At 67.6% G+C, this 15,904-nt stretch carries 13 protein-coding genes; 10 read left to right on the top strand and 3 right to left on the bottom strand.

Going from position 1 to position 15,904, the window contains the following annotated elements; all coding sequences use genetic code 11:
- The first annotated feature begins 8 nt into the window (after window positions 1-8).
- From mutM to KHC23_RS01920, 10 genes are all read left to right on the top strand, one after another.
- Window positions 9-908 carry a bifunctional DNA-formamidopyrimidine glycosylase/DNA-(apurinic or apyrimidinic site) lyase gene (gene mutM, locus KHC23_RS01965; protein WP_213368815.1) on the top strand — a complete coding sequence of 300 codons (900 nt, stop codon included), beginning with the start codon at window positions 9-11 and terminating at the stop codon, window positions 906-908.
- 12 nt (window positions 909-920) lie between these two features.
- The gene (locus KHC23_RS01960; RefSeq protein WP_213368813.1) at window positions 921-1,694 is read left to right on the top strand and encodes an enoyl-CoA hydratase; all 774 of its coding nucleotides are present in this window, start codon (window positions 921-923) and stop codon (window positions 1,692-1,694) included.
- Window positions 1,695-1,866: 172 nt separating this feature from the next.
- On the top strand, window positions 1,867-2,133 hold the full coding sequence (gene rpsT / locus KHC23_RS01955) for a 30S ribosomal protein S20 (protein ID WP_018389771.1): 267 nt from the start codon (window positions 1,867-1,869) through the stop codon (window positions 2,131-2,133).
- 1,209 nt (window positions 2,134-3,342) lie between these two features.
- The gene (gene dnaA, locus KHC23_RS01950) at window positions 3,343-4,761 is read left to right on the top strand and encodes a chromosomal replication initiator protein DnaA (protein ID WP_213368811.1); all 1,419 of its coding nucleotides are present in this window, start codon (window positions 3,343-3,345) and stop codon (window positions 4,759-4,761) included.
- Between the two features lie 224 nt (window positions 4,762-4,985).
- Entirely contained in the window at window positions 4,986-6,101 is a 1,116-nt protein-coding gene (dnaN, locus tag KHC23_RS01945) for a DNA polymerase III subunit beta (protein WP_213368804.1), read from the top strand.
- Window positions 6,098-7,261 (top strand): DNA replication/repair protein RecF, encoded by a 1,164-nt coding sequence (gene recF / locus KHC23_RS01940; RefSeq protein ID WP_271188727.1) that lies wholly within the window; start codon window positions 6,098-6,100, stop codon window positions 7,259-7,261. Before dnaN ends, recF begins: the two co-directional genes overlap by 4 nt.
- A gap of 156 nt (window positions 7,262-7,417) precedes the next feature.
- Window positions 7,418-9,856 (top strand): DNA topoisomerase (ATP-hydrolyzing) subunit B, encoded by a 2,439-nt coding sequence (gene gyrB, locus KHC23_RS01935; RefSeq protein ID WP_213368802.1) that lies wholly within the window; start codon window positions 7,418-7,420, stop codon window positions 9,854-9,856.
- Between the two features lie 98 nt (window positions 9,857-9,954).
- Complete coding sequence (locus KHC23_RS01930) at window positions 9,955-10,356, top strand: DUF6152 family protein (RefSeq protein ID WP_246543976.1); 402 nt, start codon at window positions 9,955-9,957, stop codon at window positions 10,354-10,356.
- 7 nt (window positions 10,357-10,363) lie between these two features.
- Window positions 10,364-10,846, top strand: coding sequence for a DUF6644 family protein (locus KHC23_RS01925; RefSeq protein WP_213368800.1), 483 nt, complete (start codon window positions 10,364-10,366; stop codon window positions 10,844-10,846).
- Between the two features lie 90 nt (window positions 10,847-10,936).
- Window positions 10,937-12,628 (top strand): thiamine pyrophosphate-binding protein, encoded by a 1,692-nt coding sequence (locus KHC23_RS01920; protein ID WP_213368798.1) that lies wholly within the window; start codon window positions 10,937-10,939, stop codon window positions 12,626-12,628.
- Between the two features lie 10 nt (window positions 12,629-12,638).
- Here the strand turns inward: KHC23_RS01920 and KHC23_RS01915 are convergent, their stop codons facing one another.
- The 3 genes from KHC23_RS01915 to KHC23_RS01905 form a co-directional block, all read right to left on the bottom strand.
- Entirely contained in the window at window positions 12,639-13,190 is a 552-nt protein-coding gene (locus tag KHC23_RS01915) for a hypothetical protein (protein ID WP_213368796.1), read from the bottom strand.
- Between the two features lie 44 nt (window positions 13,191-13,234).
- The gene (locus KHC23_RS01910; protein WP_213368794.1) at window positions 13,235-14,893 is read right to left on the bottom strand and encodes a lysine--tRNA ligase; all 1,659 of its coding nucleotides are present in this window, start codon (window positions 14,891-14,893) and stop codon (window positions 13,235-13,237) included.
- Window positions 14,894-14,997: 104 nt separating this feature from the next.
- Window positions 14,998-15,759 (bottom strand): transporter substrate-binding domain-containing protein, encoded by a 762-nt coding sequence (locus KHC23_RS01905; RefSeq protein WP_213369107.1) that lies wholly within the window; start codon window positions 15,757-15,759, stop codon window positions 14,998-15,000.
- Window positions 15,760-15,904 lie beyond the last annotated feature (145 nt).

The following is a 15,904-nucleotide window of genomic DNA, read 5'->3' as shown; positions in this document are numbered from 1 at the left end:
TTGCGGCCATGCCCGAACTGCCCGAAGTCGAAACCGTCCGGCGCGGCCTGGCGCCGGTCATGGAGGGCCGCCGCATTCTCGTCGCGCTCGCCCGGCGGCCGGATTTGCGCTGGCCGCTGCCCGAGCGGTTCGCCGCGCGCCTGACCGGCAGGACGGTGCAGAGGCTCGACCGGCGGGCCAAATACCTGATGGCCGACATCGGGCCGGACGAGACGGGCGCCGACGAGGTGCTGGTCATGCATCTCGGCATGTCCGGCTCGTTCCGCATCGAGCCCGATGCAGGTGTGCCCGAGACGCCGGGCGACTTCGTGATGCCGCGCTCGCGCCTCGCCGCGCATGACCATGTGGTGTTCCGCATGGAGGGCGGCGTGGAGGTGGTCTACAACGACCCCCGCCGCTTCGGCGCCATGCTGCTGGTACCGCGCGACGGGCTGGGGGCGCATCCCCTGTTCCGCGACATCGGGCCCGAGCCGCTGCAGGCGGATTTCGACGCCGTCCACCTCGCCCGCGCCCTGGCCGGGCGGCGGACCTCGCTGAAGGCGGCGCTGCTCGACCAGAAGGTCGTCGCCGGGCTCGGCAATATCTATGTGTGCGAGGCGCTGCACCGCGCCGGCCTGTCGCCGGAACGCAGCGCCACGAGCCTCACGAGCCCGACCGGTCGCCCAACGCGACTCATCGTCCACCTGGTCGAGACCATCCGATCGGTGCTGGAGGAGGCGATCGCCGCCGGCGGCTCGACCTTGCGCGACCATGCCCAGGTCGACGGCACGCTCGGCTATTTCCAGCACACCTTCCGCGCCTATAACCGCGAGGGCGGCGCCTGCTCCACTCCCGGCTGCCGGGGAACCATCGCCCGGCTTGTGCAGAGCGGGCGCTCCACCTTTTACTGTGCCGCCTGCCAGCGATAGGAGACGCCCGCCATGGCCTACGACAACATCCTGGTCGAAACCAACGGACGCGTGGGCGTCATAACCCTCAACCGCCCCAAGGCCCTGAACGCCCTCAACGCAGCGCTGATCACCGAACTGGGTGCGGCGCTCGACGGGTTCGAACAGGACGCGGGAATCGGCTGCATCGTCCTCACCGGCTCCGACCGCGCCTTCGCCGCCGGCGCAGATATCAAGGAAATGCAGGCGCTTAGCTTTCCCGCCACCTATGTCGACGACTTCATCACCTCGTGGGAGCGCCTCTCGCGCTGCCGCAAGCCGGTGATCGCGGCCGTGGCCGGTTACGCGCTGGGCGGGGGGTGCGAGATCGCCATGATGTGCGACATCATCCTCGCCGCCGACAATGCCCGCTTCGGCCAGCCGGAGATCCAGCTCGGCATCATGCCGGGCGCCGGCGGTTCGCAGCGCCTCACCCGCGCCATCGGCAAGGCCAAGGCGATGGAGATGACCCTCACCGGCCGCACCCTCACCGCGGAGGAAGCCGACCGCTACGGCCTCGTTTCGCGGGTGGTGCCGCTGGCCGAGCTGAAGGACGAGGCGATGAAGATCGCTGGCACCATCGCCGGCCTGTCGCTGGCCTCGGCGATGATGACCAAGGAGAGCGTCAACCGCGCCTTCGAGTCCTCACTGGCCGAAGGCATCCGGTTCGAGCGCCGCCTGTTCCAGGCGCTGTTTGCCACGGCTGACCAGAAGGAAGGCATGGCCGCCTTCGCCGCCAAGCGCAGCGCCTCCTTCACCAACAATTAACGATTGGCGACGTGCCCGCCCGCGCCTTGCATATTGACGCGGCGCTGCCCCGCGACTATAAGCCCGCCACTCACGCAGGGCGCCTCCGGGGTCAGCTCTGCCAATCATTTGCAACCGACATTTCGGCAAGGCGCGGTACGCGGCGTCCTTGCGAAGATGAAGAGGATGGCCGATGGCCAATACGCCCTCCGCCAAAAAGGCGGCTCGCAAGATTGAGCGCCGGACTGAAGTCAACAAGAACCGCCGTTCGCGGATGCGCACCTTTGTGCGCAAGGTCGAGGAGGCTCTGGCCTCCGGCGACAAGGACGCGGCGGGCGCGGCGTTCAAGTCTGCCGAGCCGGAGATCATGCGCGCCGCCCAGAAGGGCGTGCTGCCCAAGAACACCGCCTCGCGCAAGGTGTCGCGTCTGGCGCAGCGTCTGGCCAAGCTGAGCGCCTGACCGGACGGCTTGTTCGCAAGCCAGCCCCATACAACCGAAAGTTACGTCAAGCCCGGCCTCGCGCCGGGCTTTTCGCGTTCGCGGCGGGAGACTCGTTCCGGCAGCCCTCCTCGCTAGACCCGCGCCAGCTTGACGCCCGGCAGCGACGCCCCGGAGCACGTTGCCGAAGTGTCACAGAGGGGCCGGCAGGACCGAACCGATCGGTCAATGAGCAGGATCGACCTTGACTCTCCTGCGGCTCCCGGAGCAGCACAAAAGTCGTGATTCTGTCCTCGAATTGCAGAATGGTCGCGCAGAATTTCCTTTAATTTATCAATAACTTATGACCCATGCCGACGGGTGCCTCGCAAATAGGGTACCCGCACGCCCACCCTCCCGTGCGCGACATAAATTTAGCTGCGGAAAGACCCACCAGTTCCGCTCCGTGAATCTTGCAAGCGACTCAGAGATTTGCCGACTGATGGCTGTTTTTTGGGCGGCTGATTCGCCCCTCCGCAGCGCCGCGGGGCCGCTTCGGCGGCGTCGACGGCGTTGCACCGGAGGGGGGGTCTGTGTATGTTGTCTTCATCCGGTTCCGCCGGGCACCTCAGCGAAAAGTTGAGTTTTGGAACTGCTCATTGCAACGTGAGGGGGCATAGTGTGTTGTATTCATCACCGCATCCCTTCGAGGTTACTGGTGCCCGTCGTAAAACGACACGGCTTCTCCTGAGAAGCTCTTGTTTGCGTAATGCGTAGTGTTGCGAATTTTAGTTCCATCATAACAATCAGAATGATTAAGGACGGCAATGTCCTTGCCGTGAAGGGGCTGCTATGACCACGCGAAAGAGCGCACGAGAGGGTGCGTGTCCGGATTGCCATGCCCTGAAGGCGGATGGCATCAGCGTCGACGAGACTTTGGACCCTCAGTTACGGCGCCTTGCGTGTGAGCCTCCCATCTTGGCAGATGTGCCGGGTTGAGATACTGACCCGGGCCGTCTAAAGACATCGCCCGGCATCTGACGGGCCGCCCGGCGGCCCGACCCATTCCATTCGCACTGACGAGCCCTTCGTCGCCTTGGCCGCTCTCGCGACCATGAGTGCCGAGGCGTCTCTCGTGCGTCCCAACAACCGCATAAAAAGCGCGGAGCAGACATGTTCAAAGATGGCATAGAACCCGCTGGCCAAGGCCAGTTCTCCGGGGTGGCGGCACGAGCCGGAGCGCGGGCCGGGTTGGACGCGGACGCTCGCGAGGCATGGGATCGGGTTCGCCGTCGCCTGCGCGCCGAGGTTGGGGAAGAAGTCTATTCGAGCTGGTTCCCGCGCATTGAGCTGGACGGCATTCATGACGGGTTCGTTCGCCTGTCCGTCCCCACGCGATTCCTCAAGACCTGGATTCAGCAGCACTATATCGAGCGCCTCGTGTCGCTCTGGCAGGAAGAGGGCTCCGCCGACCGCGTCGAGCTGATCGTCCGCACCGCAGTGATGCGGGCTCCCGGTGCCGCGCCGGCGCCTGTTCGCACCGTGGTGACGCGCGCCGCCGCTCCCGCGGATGTGGAGGCTGGCACCGTCGTCGTGTCGTCCATGTCCAATCCGGCCGAGGTGGCGAACGGCTCGCCGCTCGACCCGCGCCTGACCTTCTCGACCTATCGCCTCGGCGATTCCAACCGCCTCGCCCATGCCGCGGCGCTGAAGGTGGCGCATGCCCCGGCCGGCAGCGGGCCGGTGTTCAACCCGCTCTATCTCCACGCCGCCGTCGGCCTCGGCAAGACGCATCTGCTGCAGGCGATCGCCGCCGATGGCTCCGATCACGGCCGCCGGGTGGTCTATCTCACCGCCGAGCGCTTCATGTACGGCTTCGTCGCCGCGCTGAAGAGCCAGTCCTCGCTCGCCTTCAAGGAGCAGTTGCGCGGCATCGACACGCTGGTGATCGACGATCTGCAATTCCTGCAGGGCAAGAGCGTCCAGCAGGAGTTCTGTCACACGCTCAATGCGCTGATGGATTCCGGCCGCCAGGTGGTGATCGCCGCCGACCGCCCGCCGGCAGAGCTCGACGCGCTGGAAGAACGGGTCCGCTCGCGCCTCGCCGGCGGCCTCGTGGTCGAGATCGCGCCGCTGGACGACGAGCTGAAGCTCGAAATCCTCGCCGCGCGCATCGCCACATTGTCGCACCAGCATCCCGGCTTCGGCGTGCCGGCGGACGTGCTGAACTTCATCGCCCGCAATTGCGGCCAGAACGGTCGCGACCTCGACGGGGCACTGAACCGGCTGCTGGCGCATAACCAGCTCACCTCGCGCGCCATCACGCTGGAAATGGCCGAGACCGCCGTGCGCGACCTCGTGCGCTCCAGTGAGCCCAAGCGCGTGCGGGTGGACGACATCCTGCGCGTGGTCGCCAAGCACTACAATGTCAGCCGCGCCGACATCCTCTCGCAGCGCCGCACCGCCAATGTGGTGAAGCCGCGCCAGATCGCGATGTATCTCGCCAAGATGCTCACGCTGCGCTCGCTGCCCGAGATCGGCCGGCGCTTCGGCGGGCGGGATCATACCACCGTGCTGCACGCCGTGCGCAAGATCGACGGCCTTGTCGGTACCGACCGCGCGCTGGCCGACGAGGTGGAAACGCTGAAGCGGCTGGTCAACGACGAGTAGCCCCTGAGGCCGCCCGGCGGCGCCATTCCCGTTATCCCCGCAGATTTCCCCACTAAATCGGCGCATCCACAGGGTGCGCCGCTTGCCTTGGTAGGCCAGTGACGGCAATGTCGTCGCCCCCGGCGGTGCACCCGCGCCGCTGCCCGGGGCGCGTGGCCGGCATCGCCCGGCCGCCCGTGCCTCGTGAGCGTTCCCTTTCTCGTAAAGCCACGGGTGTCGCGGCCATGAAGGTCACTGTCGAGCGGGCCGAGTTGCTCAAGTCTCTGGCCCACGTCCATCGTGTCGTCGAGCGGCGCAACACCATTCCGATCCTCGCCAACGTGCTGATGCGAAGCGATCCGCGCGGGCTCGCCCTGCGCGCTACCGATCTCGACATCGAGATCGTCGAGACGATCGCCGCCGAAGTGCAGCAGGAAGGCGCCACCACGGTGCCGGCGCACACCATCTACGACATCGTGCGCAAGCTGCCCGAAGGCGCGCAGGTGCAGATCGAGACCTCCGGCGACCGCGGCACGCTCACCGTGCGCGCCGGCCGCTCGCGCTTCGCCCTGCAGACACTGCCCGAGAACGAATTCCCCGACCTCGCCGCGGGCGAGATGTCGCACAGCTTCACCCTTCCGGCAGGCGAGTTGAAGCGACTGGTCGACAAGACGCAGTTCGCGATCTCGACCGAGGAAACCCGCTATTACCTCAACGGTATCTACCTGCATGTGGCCGATGCCGGCGGGCCGGTGTTGCGCGCCGTCGCCACCGATGGCCACCGCCTCGCCCAGGCACAGACCGCCGCGCCGTCCGGCGCCATCGGCATGCCGGGCGTCATCGTGCCGCGGAAGGCGGTCGCCGAAATCCAGCGGCTCGCCGAGAATGCCGACGCCGAGGTGACGGTCGAGCTTTCCACCGCCAAGATCCGTGTGTCGCTCGATCGCGTGGTACTGACCTCCAAGCTGATCGACGGCACCTTCCCCGATTATGGCCGCGTCATCCCCTCCGGCAACGACAAGACGCTGATCGTCGACAAGGCGGACTTCGCCTCCGCCGTCGACCGCGTCTCGACCGTGGCCAGCGAGCGTGGGCGGGCGGTGAAGCTCTCCATCGGTGACGGCAAACTCACCCTCTCCGTCACCAATCCGGATTCGGGCAGCGCCACCGAAGAGATCGAGGTCGAATATGCGGCCGAGCCGATCGATATCGGCTTCAACAGCCGCTACCTGCTCGACATCACCTCGCAGATCGAAGGCAGCACGGCCGAGCTCAAGCTCGCCGATCCCGGCTCCCCCACCCTGGTGCAGGACCCGGAGAAGCGCGGCGCGCTCTATGTGCTGATGCCGATGCGCGTGTGACCCTGCGCACCACGGCACCGGCACGCATCTCCCGCCTGCGGCTGACCGACTTCCGCAGCTACCACATCGCCGAAGTAAGGGCCGGCAACGGTCCGGTGGTGCTGATCGGGCCGAACGGGGCCGGCAAGACCAATCTGCTGGAGGCCATCTCGCTGCTCGCCCCCGGGCGCGGGCTGCGGCGGGCTCATCTCGACCAGTTCGCCGCCCGCCATACGGACGGCACGCAGGCACCGGGCTGGGCGGTGTCCGCCGTGGTCGAGGGCGCCTATGGCGAGGTGACGCTCGGCACCGGCGTCGAGGCCGACAGCGAGGTCCGGGCGCGGCGCTGCCGTATCGATGGCGAGCCGGTGGGCTCGGCCGCCGCCTTCGCCGCGCATGTCCGTGTGGTCTGGCTGACGCCGGAGATGGACGGCCTGTTCCTCGGCCCGCCTTCAGAACGGCGGCGCTTTCTGGATCGTCTTGTGCTGGCGGTCGACGCCGAGCACGGCGCGCGGGTGAACGCGCTGGAGCGGGCCTTGCGGGCGCGCAACCGCCTGCTGGAGGAACCGGCCACCGATCCGCGCTATCTCGATGCCGTGGAGCAGGAACTCGCCGCGCTCGCGATAGCTGTCGCCGCCGCGCGGATGGAGACCGTGCGCCGCCTCGCCGCCGGGATCGCGCTGGGGCGTGACAACAACTCGCCGTTTCCCTGGGCGACGGTGGCGCTGGAGGGGGAAGTCGAGCGCGCGCTGGCGCGCGAGCCGGCGACCCTGGTCGAAGACCAGTACCGGCTCGCATTGCGCGCGGCGCGACTACGCGACCGGGCTGCGGGGCGCACGCTGGAGGGACCTCACCTCACCGACCTCCTCGTCGGGCACGGCCCAAAGGCGATCGCCGCCGCGCAGGGCTCCACTGGCGAGCAGAAGGCGCTCCTGATCGGCCTCGCGCTCGCCCATGCGCGGCTGGTGGGCGAGATGGCCGGCATGGCGCCGGTGATGCTGCTCGACGATGTCGTCGCCTATCTCGACCCCGAGCGCCGCGCCGCGCTGTTCGCCGCACTGGACGTGCTCGGCGGGCAGGTGTGGATGACCGGCGCCGACCCCTCAGCCTTCGCCGCGCTCGCCGGAAGGGCCCAGCGCTTCGCGGTGACGCCCGGCCATGTGTCTCCCCTCGTCACCTAGCGCGACTCCTTGAATAAAAAGGAGAAAATCACTATCTAGGCGGCGTGCGCGCGCGCCAGGCTGTCTGGCCTTTCCCGCCGGTTCGACCGCCACGAAATAACCGCGCGATTGCGCTATAAATCTCAATCAATTCAAACGATTCGAAGAGCTTCACCGATGGCCGAGCCCGACAACGCACCGACCCCCAACGCGAACGGGGAAGATTATGGCGCGCAGTCGATCCAGGTGCTTCGCGGCCTCGACGCGGTGCGCAAGCGCCCCGGCATGTATATCGGCGACACGGATGACGGCTCGGGCCTGCATCACATGGTCTATGAGGTGGTGGACAACGCCATCGACGAGGCGCTTGCCGGCTATGCCGACGAGGTGACCGTGACGCTGAACGCCGATGGCTCGGTGACGGTGACCGACAATGGCCGCGGCATCCCCACTGATATCCATGACGAGGAGGGCGTGTCGGCGGCCGAGGTCATCATGACCCAGTTGCACGCCGGCGGTAAGTTCAACCAGAACTCCTACAAGGTCTCCGGCGGCCTGCACGGCGTCGGCGTCTCGGTGGTGAACGCCCTCTCGACCACGCTCGACCTGACCATCTGGCGCAACGGGCTGGAGCACCACATGCGGTTCCGCCACGGTGACGCGGAAGCGCCGCTGGCGGTGAAGGGCCCGGCTCCAGCGGGCCGGCGCGGCACCATGGTCACCTTCGTGCCGAGCCCGAACACGTTCACCCACATCGAATTCGACTATGCGACGCTGGAGCACCGGCTGCGCGAGCTCGCCTTCCTCAATTCCGGCGTGCGCATCGTGCTGACCGACGCGCGGCATCCCGAGATCAAGCGCGAGGAGATGATGTACGAAGGCGGCGTGGAAGCCTTCGTGCAGTATCTCGACCGCTCGAAGCAGGCGCTGCTGCCGAAGCCGATCGTGATCCGCGCCGAGCGCGACGGCATCGTGGTGGAATGCGCGCTCTCCTGGAATGACAGCTACCACGAGAACGTGCTGTGCTTCACCAACAACATCCCCCAGCGCGACCGCGGTACGCATTTCACGGGCTTCGCCGCCGCGCTGACGCGCCAGATCATCGGCTACTCCGAACGTTCGGGCATCGCCAAGAAGGAAAAGGTCGACCCCACCGGCGAGGATTGCCGCGAAGGTCTGACCGCCGTGCTCTCGGTGAAGGTACCGGACCCGAAATTCTCCTCGCAGACCAAGGACAAGCTGGTCTCCTCCGAGGTTCGCCCGGTCGTCGAGTCGCTGGTGAACGACGCGCTCGGCACATGGCTGGAAGAACACCCCGGCGAGAGCAAGGCGCTGGTGACCAAGGTGGTCGAGGCCGCTGCGGCGCGCGAGGCCGCGCGCAGGGCACGCGAACTCACCCGCCGCAAGAACCCGCTCGACGTCGCCTCGCTCCCCGGCAAGCTCGCCGACTGTCAGGAGCGTGACCCGGCCAAGTCCGAACTCTTCATCGTCGAGGGCGATTCGGCCGGCGGCTCGGCCAAGATGGGCCGCAACCGCGCCTTCCAGGCCATCCTGCCGCTGCGCGGCAAGATCCTGAACGTCGAGCGCGCGCGCTTCGACAAGATGCTCTCCTCCGAGCAGATCGGCACGCTGATCACCGCGCTCGGCACCGGCATCGGCCGCGACGACTTCAATGTCGCCAAGCTGCGCTACCACAAGATCATCATCATGACGGACGCGGACGTGGATGGCTCCCACATCCGAACCCTTCTGCTGACCTTCTTCTTCCGCCAGATGCCGGAACTGTTGGAGCACGGGCATATCTACATCGCCCAGCCGCCGCTTTATAAGGTGACGCGCGGCAAGTCGGAGCAATATCTTAAGGACGAGCGCTCACTTGAGGACTACCTGATCAATCAGGGCCTCGAAGAGGCGTCGCTTCTTCTCACGTCCGGGGAAGTGCGCGGCGGCGCCGACCTTCACCACGTGCTGGTGAGCGCCCGCTCCTTCCGCCATGTGATGAACGGGCTGCACCCGCGCTACAACCGCGCCGTGGTGGAACAGGCAGCCATCGCCGGCGCCCTTACGCCGGGCCTGCTCATCGAGGAAGAGCGCGCCGCCGACATCGCCAAAGTCGTCGCCCGGCGGCTGGATCTCATTGCCGAGGACACGGAGCGTGGATGGACCGGTGAGGCCGACGGTGCCGGCTTCCGCTTCACCCGTACCGTGCGCGGCGTGAAGGAAGTCGCGGCGCTCGACGCCACCTTCGTCGGCTCGGCCGAAGCGCGACGGCTCGACAGCCTCGCCGCCGACCTGCAGGAAGTGCATGCCGAGCCTTCCACCCTGCGCCGCAAGGGGGCGGAAACGCTGGTGTTCGGCCCGATGGACCTGTTCGACGCCGTCACCGATGCCGGCCGCAAAGGCCTTGCGCTCCAGCGCTACAAGGGCCTCGGCGAGATGAACGCCGAGCAGCTTTGGGAGACGACCCTCGATGTCGATGCCCGCTCGCTGCTGCAGGTGAAGGTGAAGGAAGTGGCCGACGCGGACGACTTGTTCAACCGCCTGATGGGCGATGTGGTCGAGCCGCGCCGCGAGTTCATCCAGGACAACGCCCTGCGCGCCAGCGTGGACGTGTAAGCAGCGCCGCTGGCGCAGATGTGAGCGGCGGACGGCTCGTCGCGGGGCCGCCCCACCCCATAGTCTGGAGCGACTTCCGTAACGACAGGAGCCGCTTCATGCCCGCCATCACGCGCCCGAGCACCCGCCGCGCCCTTCTCGGTGCCGGCTTAGCCAGCCTCTTCGCGCTTTCCGCGCCCGCCCTCGCCCATCACGGCTGGAGCTGGGCGGAGAGCGAGCAGATGACGCTGGAGGGCACGATCAAGACCATCTCCATGGCCCCGCCGCATCCCTCGCTGCAGGTGACGGCGCGCGATGGCACGCTCTGGCAGGTGGATCTCGGCAATCCACGCCAGACCGCCAATTCCGGCTTCACCGGGGATACGGCCAAGCCGGGCGACGCCATCACCGTGCTCGGCAATCGCAACCGCGACCAGACCAAGCCGCACATGAAGGCGGTCCGCATCACCCTCGCCGGCACGAATTACGACATGTACCCGGAGCGGATCGGCAGCAACTGAGGCCGCCGTGGAGGAGCTGTCGAGCTTTCTCGCCGCGCTCGCGGGCTGGCCGGGCGCCCGCTGGCTGCGGGCGTCGTGGATCGCCTATCTGCTCGTGAACGCCGCCCATATCCTCGGTGTGGCGGTGCTTCTCGGTTCCATCCTCGTGCTCGATCTGCGGCTGCTTGGCGGGTTGCGGCAGGTGCCGCTGGCGGTGATCGGCCCGCTCCATGCCCGCGTCGCGGCGGGGGGAGCCGGCCTCGCCATCCTGACCGGACTGTGGCTGTTCACCGTGCGGCCGGCCGAATATGCGGAGAATCCCGCCTTCCAGATCAAGCTCGCCCTGCTGGCGGCGGCGCTGACCAATGTCGCGGTTCAGCATGCCAACCCGGCCTATCGACAGGCGCTGCGCGGCGGGGCGCTTACGGTCGGCGTGCGCGCTTCCGCCACGGCGTCGGCGCTGCTTTGGCTGGCCGCACTCGTCGCGGGGCGCTGGATCGGCTTCGCGTGAAGCATCGGGCGACCTTCGCGGAAGGCCCCTCGCGTTCCCTCGCCGCCGGCTCTAGAGTGCCGCCTCTTGTCCGCGCCCGAGTCCATTATCATGCCCCCCCTTCCCTCTCCCGCGCCGCGCACCGGTGCCCGCCTCCTTGTCGACGCCCTTCGCACCAATGGCGTCTCCCGTGCCTTCGGCGTGCCCGGTGAGAGTTACCTCGACGTGCTCGACGCACTTTCCGACAGCGAGGTCGACTTCGTCGTCTGCCGGCAGGAGAGCGGTGCGGCGATGATGGCGGAAGCCTGCGGCAAGCTCTCCGGGCGACCGGGGATCTGCTTCGTCACGCGCGGGCCGGGCGCCACCAATGCGAGCGCGGGCATCCATATCGCGCAGCAGGATTCGACGCCGATGATCCTGTTCGTCGGGCAGATCTCGCGCGCGATGCGCGGGCGCGAGGCGTTCCAGGAAGTCGATTACCGCGCCGTGTTCGGCCCCCTGGCCAAATGGGCGGTGGAGATCGACGAGGCGGCACGCATCCCCGAAATCGTCGCGCGCGCCTTCCGCGTCGCGATGCAGGGCCGACCGGGCCCGGTGGTGATCGCCCTGCCGGAGGACGTGCTCAGCGAGATCGCGCAGGTGCCGGACGCGCCGGCGGTGGAGCCGGCCGAGACCTGGCCGGGGCTCACCGACATGATGCGGCTGCAGCGGCTGCTATGGGCGGCAAAGCGGCCGGTGATGATCCTCGGCGGCGCCCGCTGGAACGCCCGGGCCGTGGCCGCGGTCGAGCGTTTCGCCGAGCGCTTCGACCTGCCGGTGGCGGTGAGTTTTCGTCGGCAGATGCTGTTCCCGGCCGACCATGAGTGCTTCGCCGGCGATGTCGGCTTCTCGGTCAACCCGAAGCTGATCGCCCGGCTGAAACAGGCCGACCTCGTCATTCTCGCCGGCGGCAGGCTCGGCGAGGTACCCTCGCAGGGCTACAGCCTGTTCGGCATTCCCGACCCCGGCGTGCCCCTGGTGCATGTGCATGCCGACCCGGAGGAACTGGGCCGGGTCTATCAGCCCTCCCTGGCCATAAACGCTTCCGCCAGCGCCTTCGCCGCCGCGCTGGAAGGCGTGCAGCCACCCAATGAATTGCCGTGGGGAGACTGGCGGGCGCAGGCGCGGGCCGACTATCTCGACTGGACGCAGGAGCCGCCCGCCAATGCCGGCGCGGTGCAGATGGCCACGCTGGTGCGCTATCTGCGGGCCTTGCCGAAAGAGACCATCATCTGCAACGGCGCCGGCAATTTCGCCATCTGGGTGCATCGCTTCCATCGCTTCCGCGGCTTTGGCACGCAGTTGGCCCCGACGTCGGGCTCGATGGGCTACGGCCTGCCGGCAGCAGTGGCGGCGAAGATCGCCCATCCGGCAACGCCGGTGGTCGCGGTGTGCGGCGATGGCGACTTCCTGATGACCGGGCAGGAATTCGCCACGGCGGTGCAGCATGGGGCGCCCATCGTCGCGGTGGTGATCGACAACGGCATGTATGGCACCATCCGCATGCATCAGGAACGCGAATACCCCACGCGGGTCTTCGGCACGACGCTGCGCAACCCCGATTTCGCCGCCTATGCCCGCGCCTTTGGCGGCTTCGGGGTGACGGTGGAGACGGATGAGGCATTCGTCCCCGCGCTCGACGCGGCCTTCGCCTCCGGCCTGCCGTCGATCGTGCATGTGAAGCTCGACCCCGAGGCGATCACGCCCGCCACCTCGCTGAGCGCGCTACGCGCGAAGGCGCTGGCCGCGCACCCGCCCGGATAGACCGGCGCGTTCAGTGCGCCGGGGGCTGCGCGGCAACCCTCACCGGGGCCTTCGCGAGGCGCCGGTACAGCCGACGCTCCTGCACCAGCGGCCACCAGTCGAACAGGAAAATCTCCATCGGCCGCCAGTTCGCCACCCAGCCGAGGATGACGAGGCCTTCCATAATCACGCCGGCGAGGCGTGAATCGGGGAAGAGATTGACCAGCGACTGGCCGACCAGAAGGCACAGGCCGAGCACGATCAACCCGATCACCAGCGCCTTGCGCCCCTGGGCGAACAGGCGGGAGAGTTCATTGCCGCGCCGTTCCGCCTGTTGCTGGAAATGCTGCCGGACAATGCCCGGCAGGTTCTGCGCCAGCAGACCATCCGTCTGCGCCGCCGGAAGGTGAATGGCGATGGCGAGCGGCGTGTCCGGCGGCACCTCGCCAGCGTGCTCGCAAATGTACTCGTCCACCTCGCCGTCAAGGCCGCGCTCGCGGAAGGGAAACGGGTCGAGCATGTCGAGAAGCTGCTGCGGGTCGTCCACCCGCAGGTCGATCTGTCCCTTGCGCCGCTTCGGCATGCCGCCCTTCCCCTCCGCCCCCGAGCGCCCGGCCGGCGCAGGCTCTATTCGGTGCCGCCCGCCAGTTCCCCGGAGAGCGCGCGGGCGATCAGCGCCCGCGTCTCCGCTATGCCGTAGGCGGCGACGAAGCCGCCGAAGCGCGGACCTTCCTTTTCGCCGAGCAGCAGCTCGTAGAGCGCGCTGAACCAGGCGAAGGTCACGCCCGGCCCACCCGTCGGGCTCTTGCGCTTGTGGTCCTGATAACGCGGCTCGGCGCGGCCGACATCGAGCACCGCGTTCTGGATCGCGTCGCGGTCCGAGCCGTCGAGCGGCGCCAGCGCGGCATCGAGGCGGGCGAGCGCCTGCGCCTCCACCTCGTCCGGCAGGCGGAAGGTGCGGCGCGGCTTCACCCGGTCGATGAAGTAACGCACCGCATAGCCGGCGAGTTGGTCGACGATCGGATGGGTCCGCGGCGACGTGCCCGGTGCGTAGCGCTCGATGAAGCGCCACAGCACGCCCTTGTCCTCGGCGTTTGAGGCCGAGGCGAGCTTGAGCAGCAGGCCGAAGCTGAGCGGCAGTTCCTCCACCGGCGGGTTGCCGGCGTGGATGTGCCACACCGGGTTGCCGAGCCGGTTCTTCCAGTCCTGCGTGGGGTAGCGGGCGAGAAAGCCGAAATACTCATCCACCGCCTTGGGGATGACGTCGAAATGCAATTTCTTGGCCGAGCGCGGCGACTGGAACATGTAGAGCGCCAGGCTCTCCGGGCTGGCATAGGTCAGCCATTCGTCGATGGTGAGGCCGTTGCCCTTGGACTTCGATATCTTCTGGCCGTTCTCGTCGAGGAACAGCTCATAGACGAAGTGCTCCGGCGCGGTGCCGCCGAGAACCTCGCAGATACGGTCATAGATCGGCGCGTTGGTCTGATGGTCCTTGCCGAACATTTCGAAATCGACATCGAGCGCCGCCCAGCGGGCGCCGAAATCCGGCTTCCACTGCAGCTTCACATGGCCGCCGGTCACGGGAACGGTCTTGTCCACCCCGTCCTCGTCGGTGAAGGTGATGGTGCCGGCCCCGGCGTCGACGGCCTTCAGCGGCACATAGAGCACCCGGCCCGAGACCGGCGAGATCGGCAGGAAGGGCGAATAGGTCGCCTGCCGCTCCTCGCCGAGCGTCGGCAGCATCACTTCCATAATGGAATCGTACTGCTCTGCCGCCTTCAGCAGCACCGCGTCGAGCTTGCCGGAGAAGTAGTACTCGGTGGCGCTGGCGAACTCGTAGTCGAAGCCGAACGTATCGAGGAAGCGTCGCAGCATCGCGTTGTTGTGGTCGCCGAAGCTCGCATAGTCGCCGCCGAACGGATTCGGCACCCTGGTCAGCGGCATCTGCAGATAGGGCCTCAGCGCCGCCGTATCCGGCACGTTCTCCGGGATCTTGCGCATGCCGTCCATGTCGTCGGAGAAGCACAGCAGGCGCGTCGGGACCTTGTCCTCGGTCAGCACATGGAAGGCGTGGCGCACCATGGTGGTGCGCGCCACCTCGCCGAAGGTGCCGATATGGGGCAGGCCCGAGGGACCGTAGCCGGTCTCGAACAGAACCTCCGCCTTCGGTTTCCGCTTCAGGCGCTCGACGATCTTGCGGGCTTCCTCGAACGGCCATGCGCCGGCGGTCTCCGCCAGCGTGCGCAGTTCGGCTGCAAAATCCCCGACCGGAGCGGTCGCCGTCATGATCTGCCCTCCTGGGCTTGGCTGCACTGAAACGTCGAAGGCGGCCGCGCCACCTCGGCCCCGCCACCTCCGGGGGAATGCTCTAGGTAGTGTGCGGGCCCGCGTCAATAAACGCTGATCGGGAACCAGCGCAGATAGAGGTCGGTATAGACCCCCTCCTCCCAGAGCTGGGCGAGGGCGTAATTGAGCGACTGGCGCAGCGCATCATTGCCGCGCTTGACCGCGATGCCCATGCCCTCGCCGAAATAGAGGCTCTCGGTGAACGGCCCGCCGACAAAGGCGCAGCAATTCGCGGAAGCCGTGCCGTTGAGCCACAGCGCCAGCTGAACGCCATCCCCGAATACGAGGTCGACATCACCCTTCTGCAGCGCCGCGCGCGCCGCCTCGGCGTCGGGAAAGGCGCGGATGGCGATCTCGTTGAAGAAATCGCGCAGATAGGCCTCATGCGCGGTATCGCCGACGACGCCGACGGATTTCGAGCCCAGCGCGCCCGGCGTGACCTTGAGCGCCGCGTCGGCGCGGCGGGCAACGAAACGGGCCGGCGAGCGGAAATAGCGGTCGGAGAAGTCGATGCGTTCGCGGGTCGCGGCGGAGATGGCAATTCCGGCTATGGCGGCATCCGCCTTGCCGCTCTCCAGCGCCTCGACCAGCTCCTCGAAGGGAAGGATTTCCAGCGTGCAGCGAATGGCCAATTCGGTGCAGATGGCGCGGGCGATGTCGACATTGAATCCGGTCGGCCGGCCGTCGCTGCCGCGGAAACTGAAGGGCGGGTAGTCCTCGGTGGTGACAAAGCGGATCTGGACCGGCAGGCGGGTCACGTCCGGCCGCTCCGGCCGTCGCTTGGGGTCCCAGAAGCCAGGCACCATCACCGGCGCCTCGGCACCGGACACCGTCGGCGCGGCGGCAGGCTGCGCGAGAGCAGCCCCGAAGGGCGTTGCGAGAGCGAAGGCGATGCCAATCGCGCAAATCGCGCCAGCGAGGGTCCTAGAGTATTTACTTACCGGACGAATA

It is taken from the genome of Ancylobacter dichloromethanicus (assembly GCF_018390645.1).
GTDB lineage: Bacteria > Pseudomonadota > Alphaproteobacteria > Rhizobiales > Xanthobacteraceae > Ancylobacter > Ancylobacter dichloromethanicus.
Note: the sequence above shows the minus strand (reverse complement) of the source record. Positions and strands in the feature narration are given on the sequence as shown.

What these genes read in the sequence shown, in the direction of transcription:
- KHC23_RS01960 (WP_213368813.1), top strand. Translation starts at nt 921, where the DNA reads ATGGCCTACGACAACATCCTGGTCGAAACCAACGGACGCGTGGGCGTC.
- dnaN (WP_213368804.1), top strand. Translation starts at nt 4,986, where the DNA reads ATGAAGGTCACTGTCGAGCGGGCCGAGTTGCTCAAGTCTCTGGCCCAC.
- rpsT (WP_018389771.1), top strand. Translation starts at nt 1,867, where the DNA reads ATGGCCAATACGCCCTCCGCCAAAAAGGCGGCTCGCAAGATTGAGCGC.
- KHC23_RS01915 (WP_213368796.1), bottom strand. Translation starts at nt 13,190, where the DNA reads ATGCCGAAGCGGCGCAAGGGACAGATCGACCTGCGGGTGGACGACCCG.
- KHC23_RS01920 (WP_213368798.1), top strand. Translation starts at nt 10,937, where the DNA reads ATGCCCCCCCTTCCCTCTCCCGCGCCGCGCACCGGTGCCCGCCTCCTT.
- KHC23_RS01910 (WP_213368794.1), bottom strand. Translation starts at nt 14,893, where the DNA reads ATGACGGCGACCGCTCCGGTCGGGGATTTTGCAGCCGAACTGCGCACG.
- KHC23_RS01905 (WP_213369107.1), bottom strand. Translation starts at nt 15,759, where the DNA reads ATGGTGCCTGGCTTCTGGGACCCCAAGCGACGGCCGGAGCGGCCGGAC.
- KHC23_RS01930 (WP_246543976.1), top strand. Translation starts at nt 9,955, where the DNA reads ATGCCCGCCATCACGCGCCCGAGCACCCGCCGCGCCCTTCTCGGTGCC.
- gyrB (WP_213368802.1), top strand. Translation starts at nt 7,418, where the DNA reads ATGGCCGAGCCCGACAACGCACCGACCCCCAACGCGAACGGGGAAGAT.
- mutM (WP_213368815.1), top strand. Translation starts at nt 9, where the DNA reads ATGCCCGAACTGCCCGAAGTCGAAACCGTCCGGCGCGGCCTGGCGCCG.